General features: G+C 39.1%; 17 protein-coding genes and 1 tRNA gene. 4 read left to right on the forward strand and 14 right to left on the reverse strand.

The genetic code is table 11. From position 1 onward, the window contains the following. Positions 1 to 80: 80 nt before the first annotated feature. Positions 81 to 177, forward strand: a tRNA-Sec gene (locus tag FZF09_RS10020). Between the two features lie 79 nt (positions 178 to 256). Here FZF09_RS10020 and FZF09_RS10025 read toward each other — a convergent pair. The 4 genes from FZF09_RS10025 to FZF09_RS10040 form a co-directional block, all read right to left on the reverse strand. Beyond that, positions 257 to 715 carry a gamma-glutamylcyclotransferase family protein gene (locus FZF09_RS10025; protein ID WP_158736450.1) on the reverse strand — a complete coding sequence of 153 codons (459 nt, stop codon included), beginning with the start codon at positions 713 to 715 and terminating at the stop codon, positions 257 to 259. Between the two features lie 107 nt (positions 716 to 822). Next, positions 823 to 1,179, reverse strand: coding sequence for a YuzC family spore coat inner layer protein (locus tag FZF09_RS10030; protein ID WP_158736451.1), 357 nt, complete (start codon positions 1,177 to 1,179; stop codon positions 823 to 825). A gap of 247 nt (positions 1,180 to 1,426) precedes the next feature. Further along, positions 1,427 to 2,173: a YheC/YheD family protein gene (locus FZF09_RS10035; protein ID WP_158736452.1), complete on the reverse strand. Its 747-nt coding sequence runs from the start codon at positions 2,171 to 2,173 to the stop codon at positions 1,427 to 1,429. A gap of 74 nt (positions 2,174 to 2,247) precedes the next feature. Continuing rightward, entirely contained in the window at positions 2,248 to 2,976 is a 729-nt protein-coding gene (locus FZF09_RS10040) for a YheC/YheD family protein (protein WP_255450474.1), read from the reverse strand. Positions 2,977 to 3,869: 893 nt separating this feature from the next. Between FZF09_RS10040 and FZF09_RS10045 the strand changes: the two genes are divergently transcribed. Beyond that, positions 3,870 to 4,121: a hypothetical protein gene (locus FZF09_RS10045; RefSeq protein ID WP_158736454.1), complete on the forward strand. Its 252-nt coding sequence runs from the start codon at positions 3,870 to 3,872 to the stop codon at positions 4,119 to 4,121. Positions 4,122 to 4,174: 53 nt separating this feature from the next. On the opposite strand, the gene ectB is transcribed toward FZF09_RS10045, so the two are convergent. Together ectB and ectA are read right to left on the reverse strand one after the other, a co-directional pair. After that, the gene (ectB, locus tag FZF09_RS10050) at positions 4,175 to 5,449 is read right to left on the reverse strand and encodes a diaminobutyrate--2-oxoglutarate transaminase (protein ID WP_158736455.1); all 1,275 of its coding nucleotides are present in this window, start codon (positions 5,447 to 5,449) and stop codon (positions 4,175 to 4,177) included. 3 nt (positions 5,450 to 5,452) lie between these two features. Then, positions 5,453 to 5,974 (reverse strand): diaminobutyrate acetyltransferase, encoded by a 522-nt coding sequence (gene ectA, locus FZF09_RS10055; protein ID WP_158736456.1) that lies wholly within the window; start codon positions 5,972 to 5,974, stop codon positions 5,453 to 5,455. A gap of 116 nt (positions 5,975 to 6,090) precedes the next feature. On the opposite strand from ectA, the gene FZF09_RS10060 reads away from it, so the two are divergent. Continuing rightward, entirely contained in the window at positions 6,091 to 7,329 is a 1,239-nt protein-coding gene (locus tag FZF09_RS10060) for an aspartate kinase (RefSeq protein ID WP_158736457.1), read from the forward strand. A gap of 152 nt (positions 7,330 to 7,481) precedes the next feature. Here the strand turns inward: FZF09_RS10060 and FZF09_RS10065 are convergent, their stop codons facing one another. The 4 genes from FZF09_RS10065 to FZF09_RS10080 form a co-directional block, all read right to left on the reverse strand. Beyond that, entirely contained in the window at positions 7,482 to 8,966 is a 1,485-nt protein-coding gene (locus tag FZF09_RS10065) for a glutamate synthase subunit beta (RefSeq protein ID WP_158736458.1), read from the reverse strand. Between the two features lie 3 nt (positions 8,967 to 8,969). Further along, positions 8,970 to 13,571, reverse strand: a complete 4,602-nt coding sequence (gene gltB, locus FZF09_RS10070; RefSeq protein ID WP_158736459.1) for a glutamate synthase large subunit — start codon at positions 13,569 to 13,571, stop codon at positions 8,970 to 8,972. A 571-nt stretch (positions 13,572 to 14,142) separates the two neighbouring features. After that, the gene (locus tag FZF09_RS10075) at positions 14,143 to 14,577 is read right to left on the reverse strand and encodes a YueI family protein (protein ID WP_158736460.1); all 435 of its coding nucleotides are present in this window, start codon (positions 14,575 to 14,577) and stop codon (positions 14,143 to 14,145) included. 50 nt (positions 14,578 to 14,627) lie between these two features. Further along, entirely contained in the window at positions 14,628 to 15,020 is a 393-nt protein-coding gene (locus FZF09_RS10080) for a hypothetical protein (protein ID WP_158736461.1), read from the reverse strand. Positions 15,021 to 15,162: 142 nt separating this feature from the next. On the opposite strand from FZF09_RS10080, the gene FZF09_RS10085 reads away from it, so the two are divergent. Next, positions 15,163 to 15,591: a DUF2621 domain-containing protein gene (locus FZF09_RS10085; RefSeq protein WP_158736462.1), complete on the forward strand. Its 429-nt coding sequence runs from the start codon at positions 15,163 to 15,165 to the stop codon at positions 15,589 to 15,591. Positions 15,592 to 16,088: 497 nt separating this feature from the next. Here the strand turns inward: FZF09_RS10085 and FZF09_RS10090 are convergent, their stop codons facing one another. The 4 genes from FZF09_RS10090 to tkt all read right to left on the reverse strand — a co-directional run bounded on the left by FZF09_RS10090 (position 16,089) and on the right by tkt (position 19,894). Beyond that, positions 16,089 to 16,583 carry a CcdC family protein gene (locus tag FZF09_RS10090; protein WP_158736484.1) on the reverse strand — a complete coding sequence of 165 codons (495 nt, stop codon included), beginning with the start codon at positions 16,581 to 16,583 and terminating at the stop codon, positions 16,089 to 16,091. 237 nt (positions 16,584 to 16,820) lie between these two features. Beyond that, on the reverse strand, positions 16,821 to 17,045 hold the full coding sequence (locus FZF09_RS10095) for a YneF family protein (RefSeq protein ID WP_026701153.1): 225 nt from the start codon (positions 17,043 to 17,045) through the stop codon (positions 16,821 to 16,823). 192 nt (positions 17,046 to 17,237) lie between these two features. Further along, on the reverse strand, positions 17,238 to 17,678 hold the full coding sequence (gene sirA, locus FZF09_RS10100) for a sporulation inhibitor of replication protein SirA (protein WP_158736463.1): 441 nt from the start codon (positions 17,676 to 17,678) through the stop codon (positions 17,238 to 17,240). 218 nt (positions 17,679 to 17,896) lie between these two features. Next, entirely contained in the window at positions 17,897 to 19,894 is a 1,998-nt protein-coding gene (gene tkt, locus FZF09_RS10105; protein WP_158736464.1) for a transketolase, read from the reverse strand. Positions 19,895 to 20,193: the final 299 nt, after the last annotated feature.

Here is a 20,193-nt window from a genome sequence, read left to right on the forward strand (position 1 = left end):
AGTAAGAAAGGATTGAAAATAATTCTATCTGCTTGCATAATACAGACAGAGCGGGTAAAATACATTTCGTGATCGATTATGGGGCCGGTTGCGATGCTGGTGCACGCCGAGGTCTTCAAAACCTTCAGGGAGGCGCGTGCCGTCTCCGCTGGGTTCGATTCCCAGACGGTCCCGCCATAATTTTTTGTTTTCCTTGTATAACCTGAAATTTTCCATACAAAACCCTTCTGTCAAAGAGAGCAGAAGGGTTTTTAGCTTATTCATAACTTTTGGGCTCATTTTGAAGTTTTTTGGTAAGAGCTTTAATTTTTTGCTGATACTCTTCGGTTAATTCTTTTGCCCCTTCAATAATTAAACCAGAATAGTAAGCGAAAGGAGCGATATCCACCGCAGACTTCTCTACGACACTGTAGGTTTTTGCTTCGACCCATTCTTTTGTCTCTAATAACTGTACACTCACTTCGATTCTTTTGTAAAAGTGAGGGTGGCCTTCTCTTTTGTCTAGTCCTTTAAAGTCGGGAACCTCAAACAAAATCCCTTCCACTTCATTGCCTGTCTCCGGGATTATGTCTGCTACCCCGCCTTTTCTAGCCTTTGAATATGCACGGTAGCCAAATCGATAGTCTTTAAGTACTGCTGCTCCGACAGGCTTAGCATTCACCGTTCTTTTTATATCTCTTATATTCATACACGAACCATACGCAAAATAATACATGTTAATAAATCCTCCCATAACATTGCAGGGCTTCGATCCATCACTTTTCTAAAAATAATGGAAACATTCTCCTATTATACCAAACAGAGACGAAGCAACAAACTTCATTAATTCCATCTCAGTGCTAAAGTTAATTTACAGCAGTCCAAATCCTCTATCTGTGATTTAAATTCTAAACGAATGCCGTCAGGATTGTAATGCACTTCTACATCTGAGGTTACTCCGATGGAATAAATCAACCGAAAAACCTCTTCTTCATCCGATTCTTGTGCAGCTAACATTAAAAAAGCAGCAAATTCTTTTGAAGCAGATAAACTTTCGACAACTATATTCGCATCTCTTAGAAGCTTTTTCATTTCATGAGCTGAATTATACAAAAGATCAGGGTTTACTGGCGGTGTTTGTCTAAGAGGTAAATAGTGCATAGGAACATAACAGCAGCATGGTGGATAAAAGTAATGCATAAAAAAGTACCCCCCTAGAAGAAGAAGTACTATTAATTATATGACTATTCATTTGTTTCAGTTACTTGTTTGAAAAATTCACCTAACCATTATAAAAATATCAGAACATTCGCCGCCGTTTTTTGTACTCTGCACCACTTTATTAAAATGAAAAAATGAACGGATGGAGTGTTAAAGGAATCGTTTACCATCATAAAATATATTATAAATGCAAAAAAATCTTTCTTAAATCATCCTTCACTATTTTTTACTTTTTCGCTTTCCTTTTATACTCCCTGATTTTTTTATATTGGGTTTTATCCTTTAGGCTCTTAAACCCTTGAATTAACGGCCAGCGATTGAGCTCGAAAATATAAAGAGAACCATCTTCTTTCATTCCAATATCTACGCCAAATATTTTTTGGTTAGGAAATGAACGTCCTAACGTATCAGCAGCAGCAAGAGCTGTTTTTTTAATTTCTTCTACGATAAAATCTTTATCTTCCACTACATTTAATTTTTCCATTGCTGTTTCTAAGGGCAGCACAATTCCGTGGCGGCGTTTATTCGTTACTTTATATCCCGCTCCAGCTTTTCTTGCGATGATGCCATTTACGACCCAATCATCTTTTGTTGTTAATCGTTGTACGATAATCCTGAAATCAAAACGCTTTCCATCAATGGTGGCAAGATCAATTTCTTGTTGAATAATAAACTTCCTTTTTCCCGCTGACTTTTTAATATAATTGTAAGCGGCTGTTCTTCTTTTAAAGTGTTTTCTTAATTTATTGATATGCACTACATACTTTGCTTTCCTTTTACTCACAAAAAAAATTCTTTGACCCTGACGGCCGCTTCGTGGTTTAATAACAACAGAATTGTATTTTTTTAGCATTTTAATAAAATTTTGTTTATTGCATTTCAATGTAGCAGGAAGATGTTTTTGGAGATCTTTATCTTTCTTTAAAGCCAAATACATTTTATATTTATTTCTTCCTTTTAATTTCACTACCATCCTAACATCACTCTTTCATTTGAAGATATAAGGTAAAAAGAGAAAGCAGCGAATAAACGAAAAAATTTACCGTATTATCTTCCTTCTTTATACTCCTTAAGCAGGTGTTGCTGACTATTAGTAAATCCCTTTAAAGAAGGTTTACGGTTGATCTCAAAAATATGAAGCGATCCATCCTTTTTTATTCCAATATCTATCCCATAAAGACGTTTTTTTGGATAATAAGGATTTAATGCGTTTGCTGCTAGAATAGAAACATCTTTAATGTGCTCTAACAAATATCCCTTTTTTTCATTTGGAATATTACTTTGGTCCATGGCCTCTTCAAAAGTTAAAATATTCCCGCCCTTACTGGCATTAGTTACCATTCTTCCTTTTCTTGCTACCCTTACTTTATGAGCCGTTGCATCCCATGGTAAAGTCGCAGATTTTCTTTGCAAAATGACCCGGATATCAAAGGGTCGTCCGTCTATTTTAGCCATTTCAATACGTTTTTGAATAATATAGGAGGTATTGTTAATTCTTTTTTTCATATATGCGTATACTCTTTGACGTGATGAAAAGTAAATTTTATTTTCGTTTAGTTGAACAACATAACTACCTGATTTTCGTTTGAATATGAAATAAATATTTTTTGCCTTCAATCCTTTGTTTGGTTTTACAACAATAGATTTGTTTTTAGATAACATTTTCTCAAAATTTTTTTTATTCCACTTTTTCGTGTGAACGAGATAAGGCCTTAGCTCTTTATTTCTCTTCATCGCAAGGTACAATTTCCATTTATTTCTCCCGCTTATTTTCAATTTTCATACTCCCCCCTCTTTTTATCACTGAATCTATTACCTTATCAGTTTATTCATAAATATAAAAAGAGTAAGGGTATATATGGCAGAAAGTAGAGCGAATATTGAAAATAAGACTTTCAACTATTAATAGAATCGCTAAGAAAAGCGTAAATGCCCTGGTCAGCCACGACAGGTTCTGGAGCTTTCGCGCAGGGTCGCCTGCGGCCCGGAGTCGAAAGGGAAGACATAAGACGTTCAGCTCATTTTAATGAACTTCTACTAAGATCGCACACGTCGACGCATAGAATGTGCGAATGTCGCCAATGCCACAGGATATGGCGTTTTTGGCGACGAGTGTGCAACGTAGAAGTCACCACATTGTGTGGAAGTACGTCCTGTGACAACGCTGAACTGGCTTGCACTGGAGGTGTTGACTTTTGCGTTGCGACAGGACGGTCGCGGTTTTAGCAAAAGTTCCTCTTTATCGTGTGCGCCTATGCGGCTGGGCGCTGAAGCTAGACATCAAAAACGCCAACTATTTATAATTTCTTACCTTTTAAAAAAGAATGTCAAATCAGCCTTCTTTTACCTATGCTTATTTGATAGATTTTTATTTAAAAATCAATTAATTTGGAATAAAATACTCTTTTTCCTAAAATAATCAACTCGCTAACATGCATGTATACCGGCTAAACACAAATAATAAGAAAAACACAAGCGTATATCTGTTAGACAGTTTGTATACTAGAAAACTTAGCTTGTGCCATGTAGTGGAAACCGCATTAAAAGGTAACAGAACTTCTACTACTAAATATCACACCATTGTACGTTGAGTGCCGTAGTTTTGCTTGTACTGTTAACTATAAAAACTTATTTTTTTCTAAGTATGAGACAAAGGAGGGATCAGATTCTTGCATATTTCAACACAAACACAGAAAGAAAAAGTTATGTTAGAAGGTTTTTTGCGCTCGCTTGAACAAGATAATACAAAAGCAGAATACGAACCTATTCTTCAAATGTTAAAAGAAGCTGTACAGGAAGATAATACGCCAAGTACAACTGCTTCTTCATCATTTAACTCAGAAGCATCTTTAAGTGAAGCCTGTAATGTGAAAAACGCTTGGGAAGACAGCGATTGCTGGTATGAAGATGTGCCGGAATAAAGCGTGTTGGAAAAAAGCATTCATGGAGCGTTCCATGAATGCCTTTCCTTTTGTTATTTTTTTAAGACCGTTTTAACACTTTCTTCCAAAATGTCTAGTCCTTTTTCTAAGGTTTCCTCTTTAATATTTAATGGCGGCATTACTTTTACCACTTCATCATCAATACCTGCTGTTTCTAATATTAATCCTTTTTCAAATGCGCTGCAGCAAATGTCACTTCCCATTCCCTCCACGTGACAGGCTAATCCTTTCATTAGCCCTCTTCCACGTACTTCTCCATTCAGTTCTGGATGATGCTCAACTAATTTCTCTAATCGTGCTTGAACGATGTCACCTTTGCGTTCTACTTCTTTAGATAACGTGTCATCTTCCCAGAAATGTAAAGCTTCTGAAGCTGTTACGAACGCTAAATTGTTTCCTCGAAACGTTCCATTATGCTCCCCTGGTTCCCAAATGTCATGTTCAGGTTTCATTAACGTAATAGCAAATGGAAGGCCGTATCCACCGATTGATTTAGACAAACAGATGATATCCGGCTTAATTCCGGCTGGTTCAAAACTAAAGAACGTTCCGGTTCGACCTACTCCGGCTTGTATATCATCAACAATTAAAAAGATGTCAAATTTCCGGCAAATTTCTTCGACTCGTTTAAGCCAATCAAAACTAGCAACATTAATACCGCCTTCTCCTTGTACAGTTTCTAAAATAATCGCAGCTGGTTTTGAGACGCCGCTGCCATTATCCGCTAAAAACTGTTCAAGATATTTGGTCGAATCTGACCCATCTTTTAAAAAGTTATCATATGGCATGACAACCGCGTTATGCAGTGGAATCCCTGCCCCATGACGTTTAAATTCGTTGCCGGTTATAGAAAGGGCCCCTAAGGTCATACCGTGAAAGGCATTAGTGAAACTCATTATCGTTGTGCGTCCTGTTATTTTCCGTGCTAATTTTAACGCGCCTTCTACCGCATTCGTTCCCGTCGGTCCTGGAAACATCACTTTATATGCCATATTCCGAGGTTTAAGAACGATCGATTGAAGCTGTTTAATAAAGTCTTCCTTTGCTTCTGTTGCCATATCCAGTCCGTGGGTAACTCCATCTTTTTGCACATATTCTAAAAGCTTTTCTTTCATTTTAGGATGGTTATGACCGTAATTTAATGCTCCAGCACCTGCAAAAAAATCTATAAACTCATTGCCGTCTTTATCCCATAGAAACTCTCCTTGGGCTTTCGAAAAAATGGTTGGGAAGCTGCGGCAATAGCTGCGAACTTCAGATTCATGTTCATTAAAAATATTCAAATCTGTATTAATATTTATCGCCAAGATTTATTCCTCCTCTTTTCTATTTCGCAAAATAGGGCTAATCTCATACGTTTGTTCCGCTTCATGCTCATTGCCTGGAAAGGCGTCCGGAGAAAACCGCAGTGTTTTCACCATGTTTGCTCCGAGCTGTTCCGAAAGTTTTCGAAAAAGAGCTAGGGATGCTTTATTGGAAGGTGAAATTGTTGTTTGAATAGCTTTAATATCCGAACATTCATCGCTTTTTAGAAGCTTTTGGATCAAGGTTGTGGCAAGACCTTCTCCCCGCTCTGATTCAGCAACAGCTACTTGCCAAACAAACAAAATATCGTGATGTTCAGGATGACGAAATCCAGAAACAAAACCAACGATTTCTCCCTCGTTCTCTGCTATCATGCACGTATTGGAAAAATACTCACACAAAATTAAGTAGTAATAAGATGAATTTAAATCCAATACATCTATTTCTCGAACGAGCTCCCAAACTTTTTTACCGTCATTAATATTAGGATGGCGAAACGTGTGAGTTTTAATCGAAGTCAGTGTCATCTCCCCCAAAAAATTTATTTATATTGATTAATATCCGTAAAAAAACAAACACTTATTAGTACAACCTTACTCCAATTATTGAAATTTCTACATAAACTTAAAGGTGGGTAACGATCATGGGAATTGTCGTGCAAAAATATGGCGGAACATCTGTTGGAGATGTGTCAAAAATAAAAAAAGTGGCAGAACGTGTAAAAAAAACAGTAGAGGAAGGTGATAAAGTTATCGTCGTCGTTTCTGCAATGGGAGACCAAACAGACAAATTGGTATCTTTAATGTATGAAGTAACAGATGCTCCGCCTCGTCGTGAAATGGATATGATATTAACAACCGGAGAACAAGTGTCAATTGCTTTATTATCAGCTTCTCTGCAGGAAATGAATGTGCCATCCATCTCTTATACAGGCTGGCAGGCTGGAATAGCCACAGAACCTCATTTTGGTAATGCCCGAATCATTAATATAGAATCAGAGCGAATACAAGAATCAATTGATGAAGGAAAAGTCGTCATTGTAGCGGGTTTTCAAGGAATGACGAATGAAAAAGAAATCGCAACGTTAGGAAGAGGAGGTTCTGATACAACAGCAGTAGCAGTAGCTGCTGCATTAAAGGCCGATCGTTGTGAAATAAACACAGATGTGGACGGTATCTATAGCACGGATCCTAGAATCGTACCATACGCCAAAAAGCTCTCCACCATTTCGTTCGATGAAATGTTAGAAATGGCGGTATTAGGTGCTTCTGTTCTCCATCCTAGAGCCGTTGAATTAGCCAAAGTTCACGGAGTAAATTTGCTAGTTCGATCTAGTTTTTCAGACAAAGAAGGAACGTATGTAAAGGAGGAAAACACGTTGGAAAAGGAAATCGTTGTTAGTGGAGTTGCATACGATGAAGATGTGAGCAAAATAGAGGTATTGGATATACGAAATGAAATTGGGGCAATGTCTAAAGTGTTTGACTCCCTTGCACAGGCCAATATTAACGTTGATATGATCGTGTTAAGTGAACATGGAGCAGAAACCTTTCATCTAGCCTTTACAGTTGGTAAAGAAGAAGCCGAACGCGCTATGGAAATTATTGAAAAACAGAAAGAAAATTTAAGCTTTCGCCGCGCCTTTTTCGAAAAAGATGTTGCTAAAGTTTCTATTATCGGAGCGGGCATGATTACTAACACCGGGGTAGCAGCTAAAATGTTTAACGTATTAAACAACAACGACATTCGTATGAAAATGATTACAACATCAGAGATTAAAGTCTCCTGTCTTGTTCCGCTCGAAAACGGCAAACAATCCGTAAAAATACTCCACCGTGCATATGATTTAGATACAGAAAGTGAAACCCAAATAGAAACATAACGAGTAAATTAGAAAAACTTGCCTTACTGCCAAATTCAAATGTCGGAACGAAGCCGTAGTTTTTCTAATACTTTCATCCTTTAACAAAGGTAAACATTTCTAAAGTGAAAAAAGGGACCATTCACCAATCTTAGTGAATAGGTCCTTTTATACTATGGCAGCTCTGTTGTACCCATTAAATAGCGATCACATTCTCTGGCTGCTTCTCTTCCTTCATTGATCGCCCATACAATTAAACTTTGCCCGCGTCTCATATCACCTGCTGCAAAAACCCCTTTTACATTCGTGCGATAGTTACCATATTCCGCCTTTACATTTGACCTTTCATTCGTATTAATTCCAAGAGATTGAATTAAGCTTTGTTCTGGCCCGCTAAAGCCTATAGCTAAAAGAACAAGTTGAGCCGGCCATATTTTTTCAGTCCCAGGTACTTCTATTCTTTTTTTGTTTCCATTATTATCGATTTTTTCCTCTACATTTATTGTATGGACTTCTTTTACGCGGCCATTTTCGTCTCCGACAAACTTAGTCGTTTGCACCATATAAGCACGCGGGTCTTCTCCAAAGACAGTGGCTGCTTCTTTTTGTCCGTATTCTACCCGGTGGATAATCGGCCATTGCGGCCATGGATTATAATCTGGACGATCTGTTTGTTTTTTGCCATGAATATCAAATTGCGTTAAGGATTTACATTGATGTCTTATTGATGTGGCAAGACAATCCGTTCCTGTGTCTCCTCCTCCAATAACAATCACATCTTTTCCTTTTGCTGAAATATATTGACCGTCCTCTAGCTTTGTATCCAATAAACTTTTTGTATTGGCATGCAAAAAGTCCATCGCTAAGTGAATTCCTTTTAAGTCCCGGCCTTCAATTGTTAAATCACGATGTTGTGAAGCACCACCGCAAAGGATAACCGCATTAAACTCTGTTTGAAGTTTAGAAACAGGATAATCTTTTCCTACCTCTGTGTTCGTAATAAACGTAATACCTTCTTGTTTTAATAAATCAACTCGGCGTTCCACTACACTATAAGAGAGTTTCATTTCAGGTATACCGTATGTTAAAAGACCCCCTATACGGTCATTTCTTTCAAAAACAGTAACATCATGACCGGCTTTATTCAGCTGAGCAGCACAAGCTAGACCTGCTGGGCCTGATCCAACTACAGCCGCTTTTTTCCCGGTCCGATGTGAAGGCGGTTCCGGTTTGACCCACCCTTCTTCAAATCCCTTTTCAATAATCGCGCGTTCTATCGATCTTATCGCAACCGGTGGCTCGTTAATTCCAAGTACACATGCTCCTTCACATGGAGCAGGACAAGCCATACCCGTAAACTCTGGAAAATTATTCATTTTGTGTTCTCGCTCTAAAGCTTCTTTCCACTGGCCTTGATAAACGAGGTCATTCCATTCAGGGATGAGGTGATAAACGGGACAGCCAGTTGTCATTCCATTTATATTTGTTCCCATATGACAGGTGGGAATACCACAATCCATACAACGAGCTCCTTGTATTTTTGCTTCTTCCTCTGCCATCGGTAATGTATAATCGTGCCAATCTTTCACCCGATCTGCCGGATGACGTTCTGGCCAAGTTTGACGTTGATACTCCATAAAACCAGTTGGCTTACCCATCGTCTATCCCTCCAGTTCCATCGGTTCTTTTATTTCTTCTACCGCCTTTTTACTTTCGTTAAAGGCGGTAATCGCTGCCTCTTGTTTTGTCATTCCTTCTGCTTCCAGCTTTTGCAGTCTTGTTTGCATTTCTAAATAATCTTTTGGAATGACTTTAACAAGAGAAGACAATAGATGTTTCCAATTATCAAGCACGTATTGAGCTTTCGTGCTGTTTGTATACTGAACATGTTTTTTGATCAGCATGTATATGTCTTTTTCTTCATCTTGATCCGTTACATGCTGTAGAAGTACTTGTTCCTGATTGCATTTTTCATGAAAGAAAGAATCTTCATCAAGCACATAGGCAATTCCTCCTGACATGCCAGCTGCAAAATTTTTTCCGGTGGCTCCTAAAACAATGACTTTTCCTCCTGTCATGTACTCACAACCATGATCACCAATTCCTTCAACGACTACTTCGGCTCCGCTGTTTCTAACACAAAAACGTTCGCCGGCTATACCGCTGAGATAAGCTTCTCCAGAAATTGATCCATAAAAACAAACATTGCCGGCAATAATATTTTCTTCAGCAGGAAAGGTTGATTTTTTTGAAGGATGGATAATTAATTTACCGCCTGAAAGTCCTTTGCCTACATAATCATTGGCATCACCTATTAGTCTCATTGTAATTCCAGGAGGAATGAACGCACCAAAACTCTGTCCAGCCGACCCTTTACATGTTAAATGTATCGTATCTTCAGGCAAGCCGTTCCGCCCGTATCGTTTAGTGATTTCATTTCCTAACATAGTCCCTGCTACACGATTAATATTCCGAATAGAGACGGTCGCTTTTACTGATTTTTTCTCTTCGATTGCTTGGTTACACATCGGAATAAGTTCTTGCTGGTCTAACGTTTTATCAAGACCGTGAACCTGCTCTATCATGCTGTAGCGGCTGACATGCTCAGGAACGTCAGGTTGATACAGAAGCGCATCCAAATTTATTCCTCGTGATTTCCAGTGGGATAAAGCTTGTTCATCAGCTTCTAATACATCGGTCCGTCCAATCATTTCATTTATCGTTCGAAACCCAAGTTCAGCCATCCATTCCCGCACTTCTTGCGCAACAAATTCCATAAAATTCACGACGTGGCCTGGACTGCCTGTAAATTTTCTTCTTAATTCAGGGTCTTGCGTTGCAACTCCTACAGGACAAGTGTCTAAATGACAAACTCTCATCATGACACAACCGAGTACAACCAACGGTGCGGTAGAAAACCCAAACTCTTCAGCTCCGAGTAAGGCAGCTACAACCACGTCTCGACCAGTCATCATTTTGCCGTCGGTTTCTACAACGATCCGATCTCTAAGGCGGTTCATCAATAGTGTTTGGTGGGTTTCCGCTAAACCAATTTCCCAAGGGAGCCCGGTGTGCTTGATGCTGGTGCGCGGAGCTGCTCCGGTGCCTCCGTCATATCCGCTGATTAAAACGAGGTCTGCTCTTCCCTTTGCTACACCTGCAGCTATTGTCCCTACCCCTACAGCAGAAACAAGTTTCACACTAACACGGGCTTTAGGATTTGCATTTTTTAAGTTATGAATTAATTCAGCTAAATCCTCAATGGAATAAATATCGTGATGCGGAGGCGGTGAGATCAAAGCCACACCTGGCGTAGATCTTCTAACTTCTGCGATCCAAGGGTATACCTTTTTTCCTGGCAAATGACCTCCTTCCCCTGGTTTAGCACCTTGAGCAATTTTAATTTGAATTTCATCGGCGTTAGACAAATAGTGACTATTCACCCCAAAACGGCCTGAAGCTACTTGCTTAATCGAGCTGCGCCGCCAATCTCCATTCGAGTCTTTTGTAAATCGCGATTCCTCTTCTCCACCTTCTCCTGAATTGCTTCGTCCGCCAATCCGGTTCATTGCAATAGCTAACGCTTCATGAGCTTCTTCGCTTATGGAACCATAAGACATTGCTCCTGTTTTAAAACGTGCTACAATTTTTTCAATGGGCTCGACTTCTTCGATTGGAATTGGTTTTCTTTTTTTTAATGTCAATAAACCTCTTAACGATTGCAGATGGTTGGTTGAATCCGTCAATAAGTGAGAATACTTTTTGAAGAGCTCATAGTTATTGTTCCGGCACGCCTGCTGAAGCAGATGGATCGTTTGCGGGTTATATTGGTGATCTTCGCCATGTTTTCGCCATTGAAATTCGTCGCCTGATTCTAAAGTTGGCGTCCCTCTGTTTATTCGAAAAGCTTTTTTATGCCTCATTAATACCTCTTTTTCAATTATATCTAAACCTATTCCGCCTAATCTCGAAGCTGTTCGTGTAAAATATTTATCGATAACATCCGTATGAATACCAACTGCTTCAAAAATTTGGGCCCCGCGATAGCTTTGAATGGTGGAAATTCCCATTTTAGAGAGTATTTTCACCACTCCATCCACTGCAGCTTCCACATATGTTTTAATGGCTTTTTGTTCATCGATTTGCCGAAGATCTCCTTGCTTAATCAGCTGACGTATAGATTCATATGCAAGATAAGGATGAATTGCTTCAGCTCCGTAGCCGAGCAGCATTGCAAAATGATGAACCTCTCTAGGTTCCGCCGAATCTAGCAGAATACTGACTTTTGTTCGTAATCCTTTCCGTATTAAATGGTGATGCAAACCAGATACCGCTAGTAAAGCAGGAAGTGCTGCATTGTCAACGTCTACCCCGCGATCGGATAATATTAATAATGTCACGCCATTTTCAATAGCTTGCTCGGCTTCTTTAAATAACACGTCTAATCTATTTTCTAATTCATTTTCTTTTTTCTTAACACTAAATAAAATCGACAACGTTTTTGTTTGAAATTCTTCATACGTATTTAAGCGAAGTTTTTCTAATTGAGTACTTGTCAAAACAGGCTTCTCCAAACGTATTTTTTTACAGCTTTCAGGCTTTGGTTGAACTAGATTTCCCTCAGGACCAATTGTCGTTTCCACAGCCGTAATTACTTTTTCTCTGATTGCATCAAGCGGTGGATTCGTGACTTGTGCAAACAGTTGTTTAAAATAATTGTACAAAAGCTGGGGACGTTTGGATAAAACTGCAAGCGGAGAATCATATCCCATAGAACCAACCGGATCTTTTTTATCCGTTATCATCGGTTTTAATATTTTATTCAGTTCTTCTGTCGTATACCCAAATGCTTGCTGAAGCGTTATTAGTTCCTCCGCTGTTACAGACTCCTCTGTATTTAGCTCAGACAATTCTTCAAGACTAACCATATGTTCATCCACCCATTTCTCATATGGTTCTTCTAAAGCAATCGTATGTTTCAGCTCATCATCACTAATAATCTTCCCTTCTTCTATATCGACAAGCAGCATTTTTCCTGGATGAAGCCTTTCTTTGTACTCAATTTCTTCCGGGTATATATCGAGTACTCCGACTTCTGAACCGAACACTATCATACCGTCTTTTGTGACATAATACCTCGCTGGTCTTAAACCATTTCTGTCTAGACATGCACCTATTTGTTTTCCATCTGTATACACTACCGCAGCAGGGCCGTCCCACGGTTCCATTAAACAGCTGTGATATTCATAAAAGGATCTTTTTGCAGCGCTCATTCGTTCATCGTTAACCCAGGGTTCTGGTATCATCATCATAGCTGTATGAGCGAGAGAACGACCAGACAAGTGCAGAAATTCAAAACAATTATCAAACATAGAAGAATCACTTCCATTTGTGTCGATAACAGGTAATACTTTTTCTAATCTCGAACTATTAAACGCTTCAGAATGGCAAAACTTTTCCCTTGCCCGCATCCAGTTTACATTACCGCGAAGTGTATTAAATTCTCCGTTGTGTATCGTTAAACGGTTTGGGTGAGAGCGTTCCCAGCTAGGGAATGTATTCGTACTAAAGCGAGAATGAACGAGAGCCAATGCTGATTTGAAATCGGGATGATTTAAATCAATATAGAAAGAATCAAGTTGTTCTGGTATTAACATACCTTTATAAACAATAGTAGTGCTCGATAAACTGCATATATAAAATGTCCCTTCTATATTGCCGGTTTCTTTTTCAGACCGTTTCCGAATAATATATAACTGTCTTTCAAATTCCATTCTATCGTTTGAATCCGTTTTAGGAGCAATAAAAACTTGACGGATAAAGGGTTTTGACTTCTTTGCATGGTCGCCAACAAAAGAGTCGTTAACAGGCACCGTTCGCCATCCTAGAAATGTAAGACCTTCCTTGTTAATAATTCTTTCGACTATTTGCTCGCATTTTTTTCGCTCTTCTGGTTTTTGCGGCAAAAACACCATCCCTATCCCATAACTTCCTTTTGAAGGGAGTTCGATATCGAGTTTTTCACAGGCTTGTTTGAAAAAGGAATGTGGAATCTGCGTTAATATTCCAGCTCCATCACCTGTACTGATATCAGCAGATTGTCCGCCTCGATGTTCAAGGTTGCAAAGTATCGTAATTGCATTCTGAACGATATCATGTGATTTTCTCCCGTTTATGTTCGCAATCATACCAATCCCGCAAGCTTCATGCTCGTTTGCAGGATCATATAACCCTTGAGCCTTAGGATAGTCATTCGCTTTCATGAAATCACTCCCTTGGAAAAGTAACCCATTTCTACAAGGTAGTTTTTGTATATAGCAAATGCATTATTCCATAGGAAGGTAATTAGAAAAACTTGGCTTTCCACTATGTTAAGCAGCTGATTCCTATTTTCTAATTTCCTAAGTAATAAGAAAAGCGCAAGCGCCCTGGTCAGCCACGACAGGTTCTGGAGCTTTCGCGCAGGGTCGCCTGCGGCCCGGAGTCGAAAGGGAAGACATAAGACGTTCAGCTCATTTTAATGAACTTCTACTAAGATCGCACACGTCGACGCATTAGATGTGCTAATGTCGCCAATGCCACAGGACGTGGCGTTTTTGGCGACGAGTGTGCAACGTAGAAGTCACCACCCGTGTGGAAGTACGTCCTGTGACAACGCTGAACGGGCTTGCACAGGAGGTGTTGACTTTTGCGTTGCGACAAGACGTTCGCGGTTTTAGCAAAAATTCCTCTTTATCGTGTGCGCCTGAGCGGCTGGGCGCTGAAGCTAGACATCAAAAACGCCAACTATTTATAATTTCTTATATATAAAAACCGATGGAGTAACCACCGGTTTTAGGTCAAACTGAATATTTTTTTCCACCAAGGCTTTTTTTCTTCTTTCCCATCTTGATTATTGTTTTGTTTCTCAATAAAAATCCTTTCTTTATTTACAGGGTACTCTTTAGCGAGCACAAGACCAATATCCGTTTTCTTATCCATATTTGTTACTCGCTTAGCGTGAACACCATAATGAGCAGCCATTTTAGTGTAAGGAGACAATGCCGTATATGCTAATTTTCCATTCACGATCATCAAAGCATCCGCATGGTTTTGTAGCGCTTCTTCTATTTCTGGATACGTACCTTTTTCCATCACTTGTTTTTTGGTAAGGGCTAGAAGCACACGTTCTCTGTACGTACCTAGAAATCTTCGTTTTTCCTCTGGATTTGTTTCTTTTGGTCCGTAGATCCCTTGTTCTATATAATCGTTCACATCTTTTTTGGCCATCGTTTTCGTACATCCTTTCTTACGACAATAATTAGTATGTACCATTCACATTAAAACCAATTGGCAAACTTCAATATAAACATTCCTATTATAGTCACAGTAAGCATGGAACTGAATGTTAATACAGAACGATCTTTATTGTTATTTCCCATGGATAGACGAAGGTTTTTGGCAGTTACTCCTAAAAGAGCCCCGATGGTGAGCCAAAGTACGAAAACAACAATAAGCCACCACGATAACCCGTTTTGTATAAGAAAAATTCCGGTAATAATAGAGCCGATTAGTCCAACGTGAGCGAAATGCATGATTGGACGGTACAGTTTCTTAATGAATAGGAGATTCTCTCCTTGCATCCCTTTTAAGAAAAAGGGTAAGGGAATCAGCATAAAAAAAGCTAAAGCCATCAGCCAATGAATAATAAAACTGCTAATTTCTAACCACATGTCTTTCTCTCCTTCCATTGGAAGTATACCAAATCAGCCTTCATTTTGATATTGTGAAAGATATGAAATCTATATCTTCTCCTGCTTTTTTGTGATTTCTATGATAAAATATCGATGAGATTCAGCAAATGAGGTGAATCGGATGCCTTCCGATATATTTATGTGGTTTATTGTTTTCTGGTCGGTTTTTCTTACGGTCGTTATGTTTATCGGCGGTTATTTTATGTTTCGCAAGTTTTTAAAAAGATTTCCAAAAGAAGACGGGAAATCTATTTTAGACTGGCAGGATTACTACCTCGAAAAAACGATTCATTTGTGGCCGCAGGAAAAAAAGGATCTGCTAGAAGAGTTGGTAGAACCTGTCCCGGAACTGTTCAGAGATACAGCCAGAGAAAAAATTGCTGGAAAGATCGGGGAACTTGCGTTACAAGAAGACGCAAACCAAATTGATGAGGACCTTTTAATCCGTGGTTACATAATCGCTACCCCCAAAAGAGATCACAAATTTTTACGAAAAAAACTAAATGAAAAGGATATAGATGTTTCTCCCTATGAACATTTATTTTCGTAAAACAAGCCAAAAAGCTTCTAATGAAGGGTGGAAGTGAAAGCAGGCGCCTAAGAAAAGCGCAAGCATCCTGGTCAGCCGCGGCAGGTTCTGGAGGTTTCGCACAGGGTCCGGAGTCGAAAGGGAAGACATAGTACGTTCAGCTCATTTAAATGAACTTCTACTAAGATCGCACACGTCGACGCATAGGATGTGCTAATGTCGCCAATGCCACAGGACGTGGCGTTTTTGGCGACCAGTGTGCAACGTAGAAGTCACCACATTGTGTGGAAGTACGTCCTGTGACAACGTTGAACGGGCTTGCACAGGAGGTGTTGACTTTTGCGTTGCGACAGGACGTTCGCGGTTTTAGCAAAAGTTCCTCTTTATCATGTGCGCCTGAGCGGCTGGGCGCTGAAGCTAGACATGTAAAACGCCCAAATCTTTATAATTTCTTACCTTTAAAAAAGAGGGCTGTCCGCGTGTAATTACGCAGACAGCCCGTTTCTTTTCGATCAACGTTATGACCGAAAAGCCACAGCTGTGGATTTTTCTTCTAACCGCATTTGTCTTTCCATTTTTTTATAGGCAATAAGCATAAATATCCGCCATGGAATAATCATGCCATAAGCAAGAATAAAAAACATTGCTCCTAATTCTTCTATGTTTATAGCATCACCAATCAATAGTTTAAAAATGATTCGTGCAATTAATAAACCGAATAAAATAAAGACAAACGCTTTAGAGCGTTTCATATAGATATGTTGATCTCTAATTTCAAAACTTGACGTTTTTATTAGGAGCAGTGAAAATATTAGACCAACCGATAAAGCTTCTATCGTTTGTGATATCGTAATATGGGTTGGTTCATATAAAAACATTAAAAAACCAGTAGACATGAACAATGGCGGTAAAATTATTTTTTTTGCTGTTGCCGGCTTTTTTATTGCTTTCATTCGAATAAAAATGGCTATAGCTGCCATCATTGCGGCGCCGAAGGTAGTAATTATTAACATGGTGTTCATTCTTTCCAACTCCCCTCCCTGCTTGATATCATATGCTGTGATCACAGGGACGCTCATTAAAAAAACATTACTACTATGATACAACGAGTGAGAGAATTCATGCAAACAGGTTTAAACCTTTTGAATTCGAATATTAATCAATAATACATTTTTCCAAAACAAAAGACTGCTTCAAAACGGCATGTGAAACTCTATACGTTCACAGTTCCCTTTGAAACAGCCTCTTGATTACTTTTTATCTTGTTGCTTCTGCATTGCTTTCATCATCTGATTTATTTTCTTTTGAGAAGGGTTTTGTCCCATTTGCATCATCATTACCCGGAGCATTTGCTCGTTTATTGGCGGGTTTTTCTTCAAATAGTTCATCATAGTTTTTCGAGCAATAAAAAATCCTAATGCAGCACCCGCCAATAGACAAAGCACACCGACGAGTACAAACCAAAGCCAGTCCATCCTCTAATTTCCTCCTTCTAAAGCCATTAAAACAAATATTCTGTAATAATTGCCACGTTTAACCTATATAATTATAACGTATCCCCTGTGCCATTAAAAGAGGTGAAGAAAATTTCTTTATAGAGGCGGCTGAAAATACGGAATTTCATAAAAATAGAAAGAGCAAAATTAGAGACGAAGTTTTACAAAAACTTATAAAACGGAAAACACTTTTAAGGGTTTTAACCAGCCGTACGTTTCTTTTTCAAAATTGACAGCAAATAAATACGGTGACAAGCTTTTTAAACAGTCAAAGACTTCCCATTCGACTTTAGGAGAACCTGAGTGAGTAAAATAAACAAATCTGTCATCAACAAATAGTTTACTTTTTGACTTTTCTGAAAAATATAAATAACCTGTTTCGGCTTTCTCTTCTTTATACCCAATGTTGTGCAGTTGACATGACAGGGAGTCATTCCAGTGAGCAGGTAAGATGGCCTCCGTAATATAACGTATTTGTTTTTCTAAAACAGGACGAGCCCACTCGTAAGCACGCTCATAATCAAGAAACAAACGAAACAACTTGTTTTCAGATTGATAATATTGCATCGCTACTTCTTTTGTAATAATGACCATTTGAAACCGGGTTGTCATGATTTCTCCCCCTTCACTGCTTTTATTATATGATACCTCATCATAAGTAAAAGTCCTGTCATTTTCTGAAAATAATTAATACTGATTTTGTCGAATGAAATATCGAGAACATAGTTAGAGGTAAATGAATAACACCTTTATATCTTTATACCTAAAAAAGTAGAAAAAGCCCCGAAAAAGGAGCAATTATTTGATTACCCTTTTACGAGGCGCCAGGATTATTTTGAATCCAACAAAGATTTTGCTTTAGCTACAGCATTTTCCACTGTAAAACCGTATTCCTGCACAATTTTATCTCCAGGAGCAGAAGCACCAAATCGATCAATGCCTAAAACCGCCCCATGATAACCTACATACTTATGCCATCCATGGGAAGCCCCCATTTCTAATGCAAGAGCAGGAACGCCTTGTGGAAGAATTTGTTCTTGATACGTTGTGTCTTGTTCATCAAAAGCTTTCCAGTTTGGCATACTTATGACATTTGCTTGTATTCCATCCTTTTCCAGCTCATCTTTTGCTTCTATGGCTAGAGATACTTCAGAACCTGTAGCGAGGAGAAGTATATCCGGACGCTTGGAAGATTCTGAAAGAACATATGCTCCTTTTTGCACTCCTTCTTCTGCTTTTTCAACAGTACCTGGAAGTGTTGGGAGACCTTGTCGAGTTAATACAAGTGCGGTTGGTGTATTTTCACTTTGAAGAGCAGCTTTCCATGCAGCCGTTGTTTCATTTCCATCAGCCGGACGAATAACATTTAAATTAGGAACTGCTCTTAAAGAAGATATTTGCTCAATAGGCTCATGAGTTGGGCCGTCTTCCCCAACAGCAATGCTGTCGTGAGTGAACACATAAGTTAACGGCAGCTTCATGAGAGAACTTAGGCGAAGAGCCGGGCGCAAATAGTCCGAAAATACGAGAAAGGTTGAAACGTAAGGATGTACGCCTCCATGAAGTTTTAAACCGTTTCCGGCAGCAGCCATCGCAAATTCACGCACTCCAAACCATACATTTCTCCCTTTATAATTATCACGGCTGAAATCTGATTCTTCTTTAATTAATGTTTTATTAGAAGAAGCAAGATCAGCTGAGCCGCCAAACAAAGAGGGAACCGCTTTTGATATTTTTTGTAGCGCTTCTCCGGAAGCTGCTCTTGTAGCAAGTTTTTCATCATTGTATACAGGCAGTTCTTTTTCCCAGTTTGCCGGGAGCTCTCCTTTTATAGCACGAATAAATTGTTCAGCAAGTTCGGGATATTTTTCTTTATATGTTGTTACCTTGTCGTTCCATTCTTGTTCCTTTCGTGCACCTTCTGCTTTGCCTTCAGCAAAATGTTCTGTCACTTCAGCAGGCACATGAAATTCTTCTTCAAAATCCCACTTATACGTCCCTTTGGCTAGTGTTACTTCATCCTCACCTAGCGGAGCACCATGAGCTGCATTTGTACCGCCTTTGTTCGGAGAGCCAAATCCAATCTCTGTTTTTACTTCAATGAGAGAGGGACGATCCGAGTTTCTCGCTTCTTCGATAGCGCTTTCGATTGCATCAAGATCATTTCCATCTTTTACAAGAATTGTGTGCCAACCATAAGCTTCATATCGTGTCATTACATCTTCGGAGAAAGATTGATGCAGATCTCCATCAAGAGAAATATCGTTTGAATCATAGAGTACAATTAACTTTCCTAATTTCAAGTGGCCAGCTAATGATGCAGATTCAGAGGATACCCCTTCCATCAAATCTCCATCACCGCATAAAACATACGTGTTATGATCTACTACGTTAATATCATCCTTATTATAAACAGCAGCTAAATGACGTTCTGCCATTGCCATTCCTGTGGCCATCGCCAATCCTTGTCCAAGCGGTCCTGTTGTAGCTTCCACACCAGGTGTGTCTCCATATTCAGGATGTCCTGGAGTCTTACTATTCCACTGTCTAAAATTTTTTAATTCATCCAGTGATAAATCATACCCGCTTAAATGAAGGAGACTGTATAAAAGCATGGAACCGTGCCCCGCTGATAATACAAATCGATCTCGGTCAAACCAGTCCGGATTCCCTGGATTATGTTTCATAAACTTACTCCACAATGTATAGGCCATAGGAGCAGCGCCCATCGGTAATCCCGGATGACCGGAACTGGCCTTTTCAATACTGTCAATAGATAGTGTACGGATAGTGTTAATGGCTAATTCTTCCACGTTCTTAGCTGCCATGTCGTTCCCTTCCTTTCCCAAAATTCAATATGTATTATTACCTACGTTTTTAATCATAAACGTTCTATCTTAATAGTACAAGGCTGATGTCAAGTAATATCGATAAACGACCTTCAATTTATTTATTTTTTGGAAATAAAATACTTGAAAATGACTCCTAATATTAGCACGTTGAAGCTTCGTTTTATTTCACATCTTGTAACTGGAATGTAAGCAATTTCCTCAAAATACAAAGAGGCTGGGACAAAACCCAGTAATTAAAAAGAGTGGTCCTCGCCAATACGTTGGTGAGGACCACT

It is taken from the genome of Alteribacillus sp. YIM 98480 (assembly GCF_009765375.1).
Lineage (GTDB): Bacteria > Bacillota > Bacilli > Bacillales > Marinococcaceae > Alteribacillus.